The organism is Bradyrhizobium iriomotense, from assembly GCF_018130765.1.
GTDB classification, from domain to species: Bacteria; Pseudomonadota; Alphaproteobacteria; order Rhizobiales; family Xanthobacteraceae; genus Bradyrhizobium; species Bradyrhizobium iriomotense_A.
Map to the genome: position 1 here is coordinate 60,287 of NZ_JAFCJZ010000010.1, position 13,719 is coordinate 74,005.

The 13,719-nt window shown below is 66.1% G+C and carries 11 protein-coding genes; 9 read left to right on the plus strand and 2 right to left on the minus strand.

All coding sequences use genetic code 11. From position 1 onward, the window contains the following. Position 1 precedes the first annotated feature (1 nt). Positions 2-1,681: a gamma-glutamyltransferase gene (gene ggt / locus JQ635_RS18445; RefSeq protein ID WP_211411255.1), complete on the minus strand. Its 1,680-nt coding sequence runs from the start codon at positions 1,679-1,681 to the stop codon at positions 2-4. Between the two features lie 241 nt (positions 1,682-1,922). Between ggt and JQ635_RS18450 the strand changes: the two genes are divergently transcribed. Continuing rightward, positions 1,923-2,666: a ParA family protein gene (locus tag JQ635_RS18450; protein ID WP_211411256.1), complete on the plus strand. Its 744-nt coding sequence runs from the start codon at positions 1,923-1,925 to the stop codon at positions 2,664-2,666. A 142-nt stretch (positions 2,667-2,808) separates the two neighbouring features. Here JQ635_RS18450 and mutM read toward each other — a convergent pair whose 3' ends face one another. Beyond that, positions 2,809-3,690 (minus strand): bifunctional DNA-formamidopyrimidine glycosylase/DNA-(apurinic or apyrimidinic site) lyase, encoded by an 882-nt coding sequence (gene mutM / locus JQ635_RS18455; RefSeq protein ID WP_211411257.1) that lies wholly within the window; start codon positions 3,688-3,690, stop codon positions 2,809-2,811. Positions 3,691-3,771: 81 nt separating this feature from the next. Here mutM and ubiE point away from each other — a divergent pair, with 81 nt between their 5' ends. The 8 genes from ubiE to JQ635_RS18495 all read left to right on the plus strand — a co-directional run bounded on the left by ubiE (position 3,772) and on the right by JQ635_RS18495 (position 13,563). Then, positions 3,772-4,533, plus strand: a complete 762-nt coding sequence (gene ubiE, locus JQ635_RS18460; RefSeq protein ID WP_211411258.1) for a bifunctional demethylmenaquinone methyltransferase/2-methoxy-6-polyprenyl-1,4-benzoquinol methylase UbiE — start codon at positions 3,772-3,774, stop codon at positions 4,531-4,533. After that, entirely contained in the window at positions 4,530-6,104 is a 1,575-nt protein-coding gene (gene ubiB, locus JQ635_RS18465) for a 2-polyprenylphenol 6-hydroxylase (RefSeq protein ID WP_211411259.1), read from the plus strand. Before ubiE ends, ubiB begins: the two co-directional genes overlap by 4 nt. Before the next feature lie 57 nt (positions 6,105-6,161). After that, positions 6,162-7,601, plus strand: coding sequence for a bifunctional phosphopantothenoylcysteine decarboxylase/phosphopantothenate--cysteine ligase CoaBC (gene coaBC, locus JQ635_RS18470; protein ID WP_211411260.1), 1,440 nt, complete (start codon positions 6,162-6,164; stop codon positions 7,599-7,601). Further along, a complete protein-coding gene (dut, locus tag JQ635_RS18475; protein WP_211411261.1) occupies positions 7,598-8,056 on the plus strand; it encodes a dUTP diphosphatase in 459 nt (152 codons plus the stop codon). Before coaBC ends, dut begins: the two co-directional genes overlap by 4 nt. A 191-nt stretch (positions 8,057-8,247) precedes the next feature. After that, positions 8,248-10,752, plus strand: coding sequence for a sensor histidine kinase (locus JQ635_RS18480; RefSeq protein ID WP_211411262.1), 2,505 nt, complete (start codon positions 8,248-8,250; stop codon positions 10,750-10,752). Next, on the plus strand, positions 10,749-12,281 hold the full coding sequence (gene tsaE, locus JQ635_RS18485; protein ID WP_211411263.1) for a tRNA (adenosine(37)-N6)-threonylcarbamoyltransferase complex ATPase subunit type 1 TsaE: 1,533 nt from the start codon (positions 10,749-10,751) through the stop codon (positions 12,279-12,281). The genes JQ635_RS18480 and tsaE overlap by 4 nt, the downstream gene beginning before the upstream one ends. A gap of 86 nt (positions 12,282-12,367) precedes the next feature. Further along, the gene (locus JQ635_RS18490; protein WP_211411264.1) at positions 12,368-12,685 is read left to right on the plus strand and encodes a PilZ domain-containing protein; all 318 of its coding nucleotides are present in this window, start codon (positions 12,368-12,370) and stop codon (positions 12,683-12,685) included. Positions 12,686-12,840: 155 nt separating this feature from the next. Further along, positions 12,841-13,563, plus strand: coding sequence for a nucleotidyltransferase family protein (locus JQ635_RS18495; protein WP_211411265.1), 723 nt, complete (start codon positions 12,841-12,843; stop codon positions 13,561-13,563). The last annotated feature ends 156 nt before the right edge of the window (positions 13,564-13,719 follow it).

The window sequence follows — 13,719 nt, forward strand, 5'->3', positions numbered from 1 at the left end:
GCTAGCTCAGCCTGAACCTGACCCCGGCCTTCGCAAGCCCACCCGAAATCCCGACCGGCGTGCCATCCGCGCGCCAGCAGGCGGCGCCGGTCATGGTGCCGTCGTCGTCGAACGCGATTGCATTCATGCCGCCGGCGACGGTCGCCACGGGCTGCACCTTGTGGCCGAGCGCCGCGAGTTTGACGCGAACGCTCTCCGGCACCTTCAGCTCGACCTCGAGCGCGTTGCCCTCGGTCCAGACCCGGGGCGCCTCGACCGCCTCCTGCAGGCTCATGCCGTGGTCGATCAGATTGACCAGCGCCTGCATCGCGCTCGGGAAGATGCGCTTTCCTCCGGGCAGCCCCAACGCAAAGCGCAGCTTGCCACCATTCAGCGCCATCATTGGCGACATCGAGGTGGTGACGCGCTTGCCCGGCGCCAGCGACAGCGCATGGCCCGGCCGCGGATCGAACAGGTTCATGTAATTGTTGGCGACGGCCCCAAGGCCCGGGATCATGATCTTGGCGCCGAACAGATTGTTGATGGTCTGCGTGGTCGCAACCACGTTGCCGAAGCTATCTGCCGCCGTCATGTGCGTGGTGTGCGCGCCTTCGAGCTGGGACACGCCGGCGCTCCAGGCCTGCGCCCGTGCCGGATCGATCGCACGGCGGCGCTCCTCGGCATAGGCTTTCGAGGTCAGCCTCTCCACGGGCACGCCGACATAGTCAGGATCGCCGCTGGCGGCAGCGCGATCGGCGAAGGCGATCTTCAGGACCTCGGCAAGATAGTGGATCGTCTCCGGCGTGCCGAAGCCGAGGCCTTCGATGTCGTAGCCTTCCAGGATGTTCAGCATCTGCGCGATATGCACGCCAGACGCCGCGGGCGGCGGCGGGCCCAAAATGGTCCAGCCGCGATAGTCGGCGCGGATCGGCTGCCGCTCGACGGTCTTGTAACCGGTGAGATCGTTGCGGCGGATGAAGCCGCCGGCCTTCTCCATGTAGTCGACGAGGATGTCGCCGAGCGGCCCCTCGTAGAGCGCTGTCCCGCCGTGATCGGCGATAGTGCGCAGCGTCTCGGCATATTCCGATTGCACCACGCGCTCGCCGACCTTCAGCGGCTCGCCATCAGGCAGAAAGACCGCCGCGATCGGCTTGTCCTTGCGCATCTCGGCCGCGCACTCGCTGATGCATTCGTGCAGGTACGGCGTCGCCGCATAGCCGCGCGCGGCATACTTGATGGCGGGCTGCATGACGTCGGCAAGGCTCATGGTGCCGAACCTTTGCAGCGTCTCGCACCAGGCCTTCAGCGAGCCCGGCGTGGCAACCGCTTTCGGGCCGTTGAGATTCTCGTTGCCGACAGTGTCGAACACGTCATGCGCCGAACCTGGCTTCGAGGTGTACGTGGTGTCGTGAACGGCCGATGGCACCGTGCTCTGGCCATCGATGAAGCGATGGCTGCCGTCAGCGAGCCGGATATGCGCCATGCCGCCGCCGATGATGCCGACCATCATCGGCTCGACCACGGTCAGCGTGAACAGGGTTGCGATCGCGGCATCGATGGCGTTGCCGCCGGCGGCCAGCATCTCCGCACCGGCACTGGAGGCAAGCGGATGGTTGCTGACCACCATGCCGCGACTCGAGACCACCGGCATCTTCTGGCAGTCAAAGGTGGTTGCCGTCCGGTCGCGCCAGTTGCCGCTCATCTCGCCTGCCCTTTCTATTTACGGTGGCGAGCACATCATACGTACCACTACGGGTCCAGTATTGGTACGGGTTAGCTGGCATTCCCGATTCCGCCATCATCGTTACCGTTGATTCGGACCTCCGCGATCCTCCCTTTGGATCGGGCCGGCACGTCCTGAGCGAGAAGAGCTCAGCATCCAGAAGCGATGCACGTTCGCGTGGCGTATCCCTGACCCAGCACTCCAAAGGATTGAACTTCAAATGCACACGATCGTACTGGCCACCCAAAAGGGCGGCAGTGGCAAGAGCACGCTTGCCATCGGCCTCGCGCTGGCAGCCAAGCAGGCCGGCTTCACCGTCCGACTGATCGAGACCGACCCGCAGGGCACCCTCTCCAACTGGCAGCGCCGCCGCACCACCGACGATCTTGTGGTCGAGCCGATCTATCACGCCGCCGATATCGCGCCGCGCCTGAAGATGCTGGCCGACAGCGGCCTCCAGCTCGCGATCGTCGACACCGCGGCCGGCCTTTCCGCCGCCACCACCGCCGCGATCCGCCATTCCGACCTCTGCCTGATCCCGGCCCGCCCGAGCGTCGCCGACATCGAGGCGACCATCTCGACGCTGAGCGTCGCGCGCGCCTGGAAGCGTCCCTACAGCTTCGTGCTGAACCAGACGCCGATCCGCGGCCAGCGCATCGACAACGCCGCGAACAGCCTCGCCGAGGAAGCGGCGCTCGATCTCACTGATGTGCTCGCGCGCCCGCTGATCGTGATGCGCAACGACCACCAGGACTCGCTCGCCAGCGGCCTCGCGGTGAGCGAATTCGCGCCGAACGGCAAATCGGCAGACGAGATCCGCGGCCTCTGGCGCTGGATCGAGACCCGGCTCGAGCTCGAAGCCACGACCAATGTCCTGATCGACCAGGACATCTCGGTTGCGGACGGCATGCTGCACGTCGCCGCCGAGCTTGCGGCAGACGAGACCACGACCCTGGCGACCTGAGCAGGGCGATCGCTCAGACGGCAGCCGGCCCTTCTCCATCCGGAAAGGCCCCAGCGACGAAGCAATCCGGCCCCCAGCCCGGCCGGATTGCTTCGCTCCATCCGGGCTACGAGTTCGCGCTTTCAGGCTTCGACCTTCACACTCACTTCTGACATTTCGCGCACCAGAAGGTCGACCGGCCGTTCTGGGTAAAGCGCTTGATCGTGCCGCCGCAGCGCGGCGTCGTGCATTTCTCGCCTTCGCGGTCATAGACCTTGAACGAATGCTGGAAATAGCCGAGCTCACCCGAGGTCTGGCGGTGATCGCGCAGGCTGGAGCCGCCGGCCTTGATCGCATCGTTCAGCACGGTGTGGATCGCACCAACCAGTCGCTTTGCATGATCGGTCGGCTCGCCCTTCCTGGTCGACAGCGTTGCCGCGATCCGACGCGGCGACAGATGCGAGCGGTGCAGCGCCTCGCAGACATAGATGTTGCCAAGGCCGGCCACTACGCGCTGATCGAGCAGCGCGGCCTTCAGATTCGTCTTCTTGCCTTCGCAGGACCGGGCCAGCATCGCGGCGTCGAACGCGTTGCCGAGCGGCTCGGGACCGAGCCCGCGCAACAGCGGCTCGTCCTCGAGCGCGTTGCGCGCGATCACTTTCATGTAACCGAAGCGGCGCGGATCGTTGAAGACGATGTCGGCGCCCGAGGACATCCGAAACAGCACGTGGTCGTGCGCGGAGTCCTTGCCCTTCGGATAGTGAAACTCGCCGAGCACCGTGCCGTTATCCGGCTTGATGACGCGGAACGAGCCCGACATGCCCAGATGCATCAGCAACACGTCGCCGGAGGCGAGATCGGCCATGAGATATTTTGCCCGGCGGCCAAGCCCCGTGACGACCTGCCCCTGGAGCCGGGCCACGAAGTCCGGCTGGAACGGAAAGCGCAGATCCGGCCGGCGGGCCTCCGCGACGACGATCTTCGCACCCTCCATGACGGGCTGAAGGCCGCGGCGGACGGTCTCGACTTCGGGCAATTCAGGCATGGTCAGGCATTCACCTTATGAGGGCGGTGTGATAGCGCCATTGCGGCGGCCGCGCTATGGTCCGCCTCGTGGAGTAGAGTAATGGATCGGCCGGGCGAAACCACGCATTTTGGCTTCAAAGACGTCCCCCTGGGGGACAAGCAGACGCTGGTGAACGATGTGTTTCACAGCGTGGCGTCGCGCTATGACTTGATGAACGATTTGATGTCCGGCGGCCTGCACCGGGTCTGGAAGGACATCATGATCAACGCGCTGGACCCGCCGAGGAGCGACCGGCCGTTCGCCTTGCTCGACGTCGCCGGCGGCACCGGCGACATCTCGTTCCGTGCCGCCAAGGCGGCCGGCCCCGGCTTCCACGCCACGGTCTGCGACATCAATTCCGATATGCTCGCGGTGGGGCGCGAGCGCGCCGCCAAGCGCCATCTCGAGACCCAGGTCGATTTCGTCGAAGGCAACGCCGAGGCGCTCGCCTTCGCCGACCGCAGCTTCGACGCCTATACGATCGCTTTCGGCATTCGCAACGTGCCGCAGATCAACCCTGCGCTGCGCGAGGCCTATCGCGTGCTGAGGCCCGGCAGTCGCTTCCTGTGCCTGGAATTCTCCACCGTCGAGATGCCCGGGCTCGACAAGCTCTATGATCTGTTCTCGTTCAAGGTGATCCCGCCGCTCGGCCGCATGGTCACGGGCGACGCCGAGTCCTACCAATATCTCGTCGAATCGATCCGCAAGTTTCCGAAGCCTGCCGCCTTCGCCGACATGATCCGCGAAGCCGGCTTTTCCCGTGTGAGCTGGCAGACACTCTCCGGCGGCATCGTCGCACTGCATTCGGGCTGGCGTTTGTGATCTCTGCTTTCACCCACATTTCGCGCCTGATCCGCGCCGCGCTCGTGTTCGCGCGCGAGGGCGTGTTCGGTTCCGTCGATCCGAGCCTCGTGCCGCCGCCAGGCCAGCTCGCGCTGAAGCTTGCGCGCCTCGTCGAACGGCGCGGTCCAAAGCACGGACCACGGCTGACGCGCGCGCTGACCCGGATGGGCCCGGCCTATCTCAAGCTCGGGCAGTTTCTGGCGACGCGTCCCGACGTCGTCGGCGTCGTCATCGCGCGTGACCTGGAAAGCCTTCAGGATCGGCTGCCGCCGTTCTCGCAAGCCGAAGCGGAAGCCGTGATCGCGAGCTCGCTGGAGCGTCCGCTGACGGACGTATTCGCGAGTCTCGGCCCGCCGGTCGCGGCAGCCTCGATCGCACAGGTGCATCGCGGCGAGGTGTCGCGCGACGGTGTTCGCAAGCCTGTTGCGGTCAAGGTGCTGCGGCCCAACGTGGCCGCGCGATTCCGCCGCGACCTCTCCGATTTCTTCTACGTTGCGCACAAGGCCGAGACCTATTCGGCCGAGGCGCGGCGGCTGCGCCTGATCGAGGTCATCAACACCATGTCGCGCTCGGTCGCGATGGAGATGGACCTGCGGCTGGAAGCGGCTGCAATGTCGGAGATGGCGGAGAACACAGGCGACGATCCTGATTTTCGCGTGCCGACCGTCGACTGGGACCGCACCACGCACAACGTGCTGACGATGGAATGGATCGACGGCATCGCGCTGAACGATCACAAGCGCCTGCAAGAGGCGCAGGTCGACCTGCCCGATCTCGGCCGCAAGGTGATCCAGAGCTTTCTGCGCCACGCATTGCGCGACGGCTTCTTCCACGCCGACATGCATCCGGGCAATTTGTTCCTCGATGACGCTGGCCGCCTCGTTGCGGTCGATTTCGGCATCATGGGCCGGCTGGGGATGAAGGAGCGGCGCTTCCTCGCCGAGATCCTGCTTGGCTTCATCACCCGCGACTATCGCCGCGTGGCGGAAGTGCATTTCGAGGCGGGCTATGTGCCCGCGCACCATTCGGTCGAGAATTTCGCGCAAGCCATCCGCGCCATCGGCGAGCCCATTCACAACCGCACCGCCGAGGAGATCTCGATGGCGCGGCTGCTGACGCTGCTGCTCGAGGTCACCGGGCTGTTCGACATGACGACGCGGCCCGAGCTGATCCTGCTGCAGAAGACCATGGTCGTCGTCGAAGGCGTGGCGCGCGGCTTCAATCCCAAGCTCGACATCTGGAAGGTCGCCGACCCCGTGGTGCGCGAATGGATCGAACGCAATCTCGGCCCGATCGGCCGGGTGCAGGGCGCGCTGTCCGGCACCGGCGAGCTCGCGCGCGTGCTGATGCGCCTGCCCGACATCGCGCAGCGCTCCGTCGTGGTGCTCGAGCAGCTCGAGACCATGACGCGGGAGGGCCTGCGGCTGTCGCCGGAGAGCATTGCGGCCATGGGCCGCAGCGAGGGCCGCAAGAACCGCTGGCGCACCGTGGCGCTCTGGATCATCGCCGCGACCTTCATCGGGATCCTGATCGCCGTCCGGAATCTATGATTGCACTGCAATCATACGAGTGATAGCATCGCTATCATTCCGTGCTGGAGGGGCGTCATGGCAAGCCTGACCATCCGCAAGCTCGACGATGCCGTCAAAACCTATTTGCGGCTGCGCTCGGCCAAGAACCGCAGGTCGGTCGAGGAAGAGGTCCGGGTCATCCTGCGGGAACTGATCGAGGGCCGCGAGGAGCCGCTGACGCCGTTTTCGGCGCCCCCGGCACAGTCCACCGCCCCGACGCCCCAGCGCACGGGCGCTGCTCCCGAGGCCAGCGTCACCCTGATCATCGGCGGCGGGATTGCGGCCTATAAGTCGCTCGACCTGATCCGAAGGCTGAAGGAGCGCCGTGTCGAGGTCCGCTGCGTGCTGACCAAGGCCGCGCAGCAGTTCGTCACGCCGCTGGCGGTGAGCGCACTCTCGCATGAGCGCGTCTACACCGACCTGTTCGACCCCCAGAGCGAGTTCGACGCCGGCCATATCCGTCTCGCCCGCGGCTGCGACTTGATCGTGGTGGCACCGGCGACCGCCGATCTGATGGCGAAGATGGCGAACGGCCATGCCGACGATCTCGCCAGCGCCATCCTGCTCGCCACCAACAGAAAGATCCTGCTGGCACCGGCGATGAACCCGCTGATGTGGAACAACGCCGCGACTCGGCGCAACCTTGCACAGCTTCAGCGCGACGGCGTGGTGCTGGTCGGGCCAAATTCCGGCGAGATGGCGGAGGCGGGCGAGGCCGGTGTCGGCCGCATGTCGGAAGCGATCGAGATCGCCAATGCCGCCGAGCGGTTGCTGCGGCCGCCGGTGCCGAAACCGCTCGCCGGCAAGCGCGTGCTGATCACCGCAGGTCCGACCCACGAGCCGATCGATCCGGTGCGCTACATCGCCAACCGCTCCTCCGGCAAGCAGGGCTTTGCCATCGCCGCCGCGGCGCAGGCCGCGGGCGCCGAGGTGATTCTGGTGAGCGGCCCGGTCGATCTCGACGATCCCGCTGGCGTCACGGTGAAGCACGTGGAGTCGGCGCGGCAGATGCTTGAGCAGGTCCAGGCGGCACTGCCCGCCGACATCGCGATCTTTGCCGCCGCCGTCGCCGACTGGCGCGTCGCCAATGAGGGCGAGCAGAAGCTGAAGAAGACGTCAGCCGGCATGCCGCCGCTTCAGCTGGTCGAGAACCCCGACATCCTCGCCACGATCTCGAAGCTCACCGACAAGCGCCCGCCGCTGGTGATCGGCTTTGCCGCGGAGACCGAGCATCTCATCGACAACGCCAAGACCAAGCTCGCCCGCAAGGGCTGCGACTGGATCGTCGCCAACGACGTCTCGCCTGCGACCGGCGTGATGGGCGGCGACCGCAACACTGTCCACCTCTTAAGCCGCAAGGGCGGAGAGATTGCAGTTGATTCCTGGCCCGTGATGACCAAGGAACAGGTCGCCATCGAACTGGTCGCACACATCGCCAGAAGCGTGACCGACAAATCCCGGGAGCCGGCATCTTGAGCACGAAGGTCACCGTCGAACTGCAGCGCCTCGCCCATGCCGAGGGCCTGCCGCTGCCGTCCTATCAGACCGCGGAAGCCGCCGGCCTCGACCTGATGGCCGCGGTGCCGGATGCCGAGCCGATGACGCTCGCGCCCGGCCAATATGCGCTGGTGCCGACCGGCCTTGCGATCGCCCTGCCACCCGCGCACGAGGCACAGGTGCGGCCGCGCTCGGGGCTTGCCGCCAAGCACGGCGTCACGGTGCTGAACTCGCCCGGAACCATCGACGCCGACTACCGCGGCGAGATTAAGGTGATCCTGATCAACCACGGCGCAGTGCCGTTCGTGATCAAGCGCGGCGAACGCATCGCGCAGATGGTGATCGCGCCCGTGGTGCAGGCCGCGCTGGTTCCGGTGGAGACCTTGTCCGCGACCGATCGCGGTGCCGGCGGCTTCGGCTCCACCGGCCGCTAACACACGGCAATTCCAGCCGAATCACCCGAAGAACTACGTGCATCCGGAACCGCGCTGCCGGCATTTTTTTCGGGCCGCGTTTGCGTTCACGATCTGGACTCTTACCGGTGGAGTCGCGGTGGGGGTATTGTCTTTTGATTCGCGTGCGGCGGGGGTCGCCGCGCGTAAATCCGTGCGGTCTTGGGGCAACTATGTCAGGCGTGATCGTGTCGATGCGTCGGACGCTGCTGTCGTGCACATCGTTGGCGCGCAACAGCTTGTTGGGAGGCGCTTTCGCGGCGCTGCTGCCGGCTGCGCCGGCCGAGGCCGCCGACCTCGTCGACACCCTCTCCATATTGCTGGACTTCAACCGGCAGGAACTCGCGGTGCTCGCCACCGCGCTGGCCTTGCTCGGTTTTTCGGTCGTGGCCGCGATCCTGCTGATGCGCACGCGCGTGGGCAGGGCGAAGACCGAGGCGCGGCTGCGCGCGCGGATCGGCGAGCTGCAGCTGCAGGCCGACCGCTTCGGCGCGCTGCTGTTCGCCGAGCCGCAGATCCTGATCTCCTGGCCGGCCGGCGACAACCGCGCGCAGATCTCCGGCGACATCTCGATGGTGCTGCCGCGCGATTCCTCGCCGCAGCGCGTGCTGGCATTTGGAACCTGGCTCCCGCCGGAACCCGCGCTGCAGATGGATCATGCGGTCGATGCGCTGCGCGACCGTGGCGACGGGTTCCAGCTGACGCTGACCACCGCGCATGGCCACACGCTGGAAGCCATCGGCCGCGCCATCGGCGGTCAGGCCATTGTCCGGATTCGCGAGCTCTCCGGCCTGCGGCGTGATCTCGCCGAGACCCATCTGCGCTACAAGGCGCTCTCCGACGAGACCGAGATGCTGCGCGGCTTCGCCGCCGCCGCGCCGTGGCCGATCTGGGCCAAGGGCGAAAACGGCGCGCTCACCTATGCCAATCCGGCCTATGTCCGCGCCACCGAGGCTGCCAGCATCGCCGACGCCCATGAGCGCAAGCTCGAGCTGCTCGACAGCGCCGACCGCACCGCGATGGAGCGGGGGCTGAAGGATGCCGCCAGCTTCACCTCGCGGCTGCCGATCGTCGTCAGTGGTGAGCGGCGCATGTACGACGTCCGCGCCGTCAATGTCGGCAGCGGCAGCGTCGGCGTCGCCATCGATGCCAGCGAGGCGGATGCGCTCAGCTCGGCCTTGGTGCGGATGGCGGAGGCGCATCGCCGCACGCTCGACCAGCTCTCCTCCGGCGTCGCCGTGTTCGACGGCCATCGGCGCCTTGCCTTCTACAACGATTCCTACCGCCGGCTGTGGGACCTCGACCGCACCTTCCTCGACGCCAATCCCGATGATTCCAGCGTGCTCGACCAGCTCCGCGCCGCGCGCAAGCTGCCGGAGCAGCCGGATTTCCGCGCCTGGAAGGCCAAGCTGCACGAGGCCTATCGCGCGGTCGAGACCGCCAAGGACACCTGGTATCTGCCCGACGGCCGCGCGCTCTCCGTCGTCACCACGCCGAACCCGGAAGGCGGCGTCACCTATCTGTTCGACGACGTCACCGAGAGCCTCGAGCTGGCCCGCCGCTTCGACGGCATGATCCGCGTCCAGCGCGAGACGCTGGACAGTCTCGCCGAGGGCGTCGCGGTGTTCGGCAGCAACGGCAAGGCGCAGCTGTTCAACCCGGCCTTCGTGCGGATGTGGAAGCTGTCGAGCGACGCCATGCGCGACGAGCCGCACATCCAGACCGTCGAGGGCTGGTGTCATCAATTGTTCGACGAGCCGCAGGTCTGGCGGCAGATCCGCGAGGCCATCACCTCGATCGAGAACCGCGCCGACGTGCCGCTGAAGCTGGAGCGCAAGGACGGCAGCGTGCTGGACGGCATGATCCGGCCGCTGCCCGACGGCGCGACCATGCTGACGTTCCAGGACATCACCGACACCGAGAATGTCGAGCGCGCGCTGCGCGAGCGCAACGAGGCGCTGGAAGCCGCCGACCAGATGAAGGTGGATTTCGTCCACCACGTCTCCTACGAGCTGCGCTCGCCGCTCACCACCATCATCGGCTTCGCGCATTTCCTCAGCGATCCCTCGACCGGGCCGCTGACGCCGAAGCAGGCCGAATATCTCGACTACGTCACCAAATCGACCAACGCCCTGCTGGCGCTGACCAACAACATCCTCGATCTCGCCACCATCGATGCCGGCGCGATGAAGCTGGAACTCGGGCCCGTCGACGTCAGCAAGACCATCGAGCTCGCCGCCGAGGGCATCCAGGACCGCCTCGCCACCGACCGCATCCGCCTCAAGGTCGAGATCGCGCCCGATGTCGGCAGCTTCGTCGGCGACGAGAAGCGCGTGGTGCAGGTGCTCTATAACCTCCTCGCCAACGCCGTCGGGTTTTCTCCACAGGATTCCACCGTCGGCATCAGCGCGCGGCGCACCGAACGCAGTGTGGTCTTCACTGTGACAGATTCCGGGCCTGGAATACCTGCCGACATGAAGGACAAGGTGTTCAACTGGTTCGAAAGCCGCTCGCAGGGCTCGCGTCACCGCGGCGCCGGGCTCGGCCTGTCGCTGGTGCGCTCCTTCGTCGAGCTGCATGGCGGCAAGGTGCGGGTGGATTCGATCGTCGGCCGGGGCACGGTCGTGATCTGCGACTTCCCGACCGACCAGGCGGCGCATCGCGACGCCGCCGAATGACAGAGCCCACCAAACTCTCCGTCCCGCTTCACAACGAGACGGCCACCACGCAACTGATGGCCGATCTTGCCCTGCTGGTCGGCCCCGGCGATGTCATCACCCTCACCGGCGATCTCGGCGCCGGCAAGACCGCGGCCGCGCGCGCGCTGATCCGCTACCTCGCCGGCGACGAAGAGCTGGAGGTGCCGAGCCCGACCTTCACGCTGGTGCAGGGCTACGAGCTGCCGCCCTTCGCGGTGATGCATGCCGACCTCTACCGCGTCGAGGACGAGAGCGAGCTCGAGGAGATCGGGCTGTCGCCGCTGCCGGATGCCACACTGGTGCTGATCGAATGGCCGGAGCGAGCGCCATCGGCCATGCCGGCGGATCGCATCGACATCGCACTGACGCATCGGCCGGCGCTGGGCTCGAACGCACGCGCCGTCGAGATCACCGGTTATGGCAAGGGCGCGGCGCAGGTCGCGCGGCTGCAGGCGCTACGGGAATTCCTCGATGCGTCCGGCTATATGGATGCAACGCGACGGCGCATGAACGGCGATGCCTCGACCCGCTCTTATGCGCGGCTGCTGCGCGGCGACGAGATCGTCATCCTCATGAACTTCCCGCAGCGGCCCGATGGCGCCGCCCTCTACAATGGGAGGTCCTATAGCGCCGCTGTGCATCTCGCCGAGAACGTGAGGCCGTTCGTCGCGATCGACGAGGGTCTGCGCGCGCAAGGAATCTCCGCGCCTGCGATCCATCATTTCGATCTCGACCACGGCTTCCTGATCTCGGAAGACTTCGGCAGCGAGGGCGTGATCGAAGGCGATCCGCCGCGCCCGATTGCCGAGCGCTACGAGGCCGCGACCGACGTGCTGGCGATGCTGCATGGCAAGTCGCTGCCGGAGACGCTGCCGCTGGATGGGCAGACCTACGACATCCCCGTCTTCGACGTCGAAGCGATGCTGATCGAGATCGGATTGATGCCGGAATGGTATCTGCCCGATCGCAACGCGCCGCTGAGCGATGAAAAGCGCGCGGAATTTTTTGCGATGTGGCGCGAGCTGCTGAAGAAGCCGCTGGCCACGCCGAGGACCTGGATCATCCGCGACTATCACTCGCCCAATCTGATCTGGCTCGGGGAGCGCAGCGGCATCGAGCGCGTCGGCGTTATCGACTTCCAGGACACCGTGCTCGGGCCGCAATCCTACGACGTGGTGTCGCTGCTCCAGGACGCCCGCATCGACGTCCCTGAAAACATCGAGCTGACGCTGCTGTCGCGCTACATCAAGGCGCGGCGCGCTGATGATGCGAGCTTCGACGCGGCCGGCTTCGCCGAGCTCTATGCGATCATGTCGGCGCAGCGGAACACGCGGCTGCTCGGCACCTTCGCGCGGCTCAACCGCCGCGACGGCAAGCCGCATTATCTGCGCCACCAGCCGCGGATCTGGACCTATCTCCAGCGCTCGCTGGCGCATCCCGCGCTCAGCCATTTGCGCGACTGGTATCTCGCCAACGTGCCGCCACCTCAAAGCCCGCCACAAGCCTGATTCGGGCCCGATTTACCGGCTGTTAGCCAAGACGTCGCTATTCTGGCGGCGAGGCAGCCGGATAAATACGGGCTGGAGCGGGGCAGATGGCGGTAAAGACGGATCAGCGCGGCAACAGCCGGGTTGTTTTCGAACGCGGGATACCGGCCCAGATGATGGGAATCGACGGTACCTGGCGGCGCGACTGCACCATGGAGGACGTCTCGGAAAGTGGCGCCAAGCTGACCATCGACGGTTCGGTCGAGGGCCTGCATCTGAAGGAATTCTTCCTGCTGCTGTCGTCCACGGGACTTGCGTACCGGCGCTGCGAACTGGCCTGGGTCAATGGCGACCAGATCGGCGTCAATTTCCTGAAGGTCGGCGACAAGAAGAAAAAGGCGCGTTCCACCGCCGTTGGGGCGTAACGGCAACACCCGTCGTACAACCGTCACGGCGGGTGGTTAAGGCGGTTGAGACGCGGTGCGGCTGATGAAGTCCCGTGCTAGAATTTGCTGCAAACGCGAAACCAGTGGGTCCGAGACATAAGATCCGAGACAGAAGAGTTCTGAGAAGGCAAAGGATGTCCGTCAAGCCGACCAAAGCCATGGTGCTCGCCGCAGGGTTCGGCCTGCGCATGCGTCCGTTGACGGATAAGATGCCGAAGCCGATGGTGCCGGTGGCCGGGCAGCCGCTGCTCGACCACGTGCTCGACAAGCTCGGCCATGCCGGCGTGACCGAGGCGGTCGTCAATGTGCATTACCTACCGGACCAGATCATCGACCACGTCGCATCGCGTCAGCTTCCGCACGTGACCATCTCGGACGAGCGCGACCAGGTGCTCGGCACCGGTGGTGGCGTGGTCAAGGCGCTGCCGCTGCTCGGCGATGCGCCGTTCTTCCACGTCAATTCCGACACGCTGTGGATCGACGGCGTGCGCTCCAATCTGACGCGCCTTGCCGAAAACTTCGATCCTGAGCGCATGGACATCCTGCTGCTGATGGCGCCGACCGCGACCAGCATCGGCTATAGCGGCCGCGGCGATTACGGCATGCTGCCCGACGGCGCCTTGCGCAAGCGCAAGGAGAAAGAGGTCGTCCCGTTCGTCTATGCCGGCGCTGCGATCCTGTCGCCGTCGATCTTCGCCGGTGCGCCGCAGGGCGAGTTCTCGCTGACAAAGATGTTCGACCGCGCCAACGAGCAGGAGCGGCTGTTCGGCCTCCGCCTCGACGGCGTCTGGATGCATGTCGGCACGCCCGATGCCGTGCACGCCGCGGAAGAGGCGTTTTTGGAGAGCGTGGCGTAAGCCTCCCCGTCATTCCGGGGCGCGCGCAAGCGCGAACCCGGAATCTCGAGATTCCGGGTTCGATGCTTCGCATCACCCCGGAATGACAGTGGGAGAGCGGGGAAAGACCTCCCCTCCACCCATGACCATTCGAGCCCGCCTGCCTATATTGCCCTG

Coding starts and splice junctions, on each gene's coding strand:
- JQ635_RS18480 (WP_211411262.1), top strand. CDS start 8,248: ATGTCAGGCGTGATCGTGTCGATGCGTCGGACGCTGCTGTCGTGCACA.
- JQ635_RS18490 (WP_211411264.1), top strand. CDS start 12,368: ATGGCGGTAAAGACGGATCAGCGCGGCAACAGCCGGGTTGTTTTCGAA.
- ggt (WP_211411255.1), bottom strand. CDS start 1,681: ATGAGCGGCAACTGGCGCGACCGGACGGCAACCACCTTTGACTGCCAG.
- mutM (WP_211411257.1), bottom strand. CDS start 3,690: ATGCCTGAATTGCCCGAAGTCGAGACCGTCCGCCGCGGCCTTCAGCCC.
- tsaE (WP_211411263.1), top strand. CDS start 10,749: ATGACAGAGCCCACCAAACTCTCCGTCCCGCTTCACAACGAGACGGCC.
- JQ635_RS18450 (WP_211411256.1), top strand. CDS start 1,923: ATGCACACGATCGTACTGGCCACCCAAAAGGGCGGCAGTGGCAAGAGC.
- JQ635_RS18495 (WP_211411265.1), top strand. CDS start 12,841: ATGTCCGTCAAGCCGACCAAAGCCATGGTGCTCGCCGCAGGGTTCGGC.
- ubiE (WP_211411258.1), top strand. CDS start 3,772: ATGGATCGGCCGGGCGAAACCACGCATTTTGGCTTCAAAGACGTCCCC.
- coaBC (WP_211411260.1), top strand. CDS start 6,162: ATGGCAAGCCTGACCATCCGCAAGCTCGACGATGCCGTCAAAACCTAT.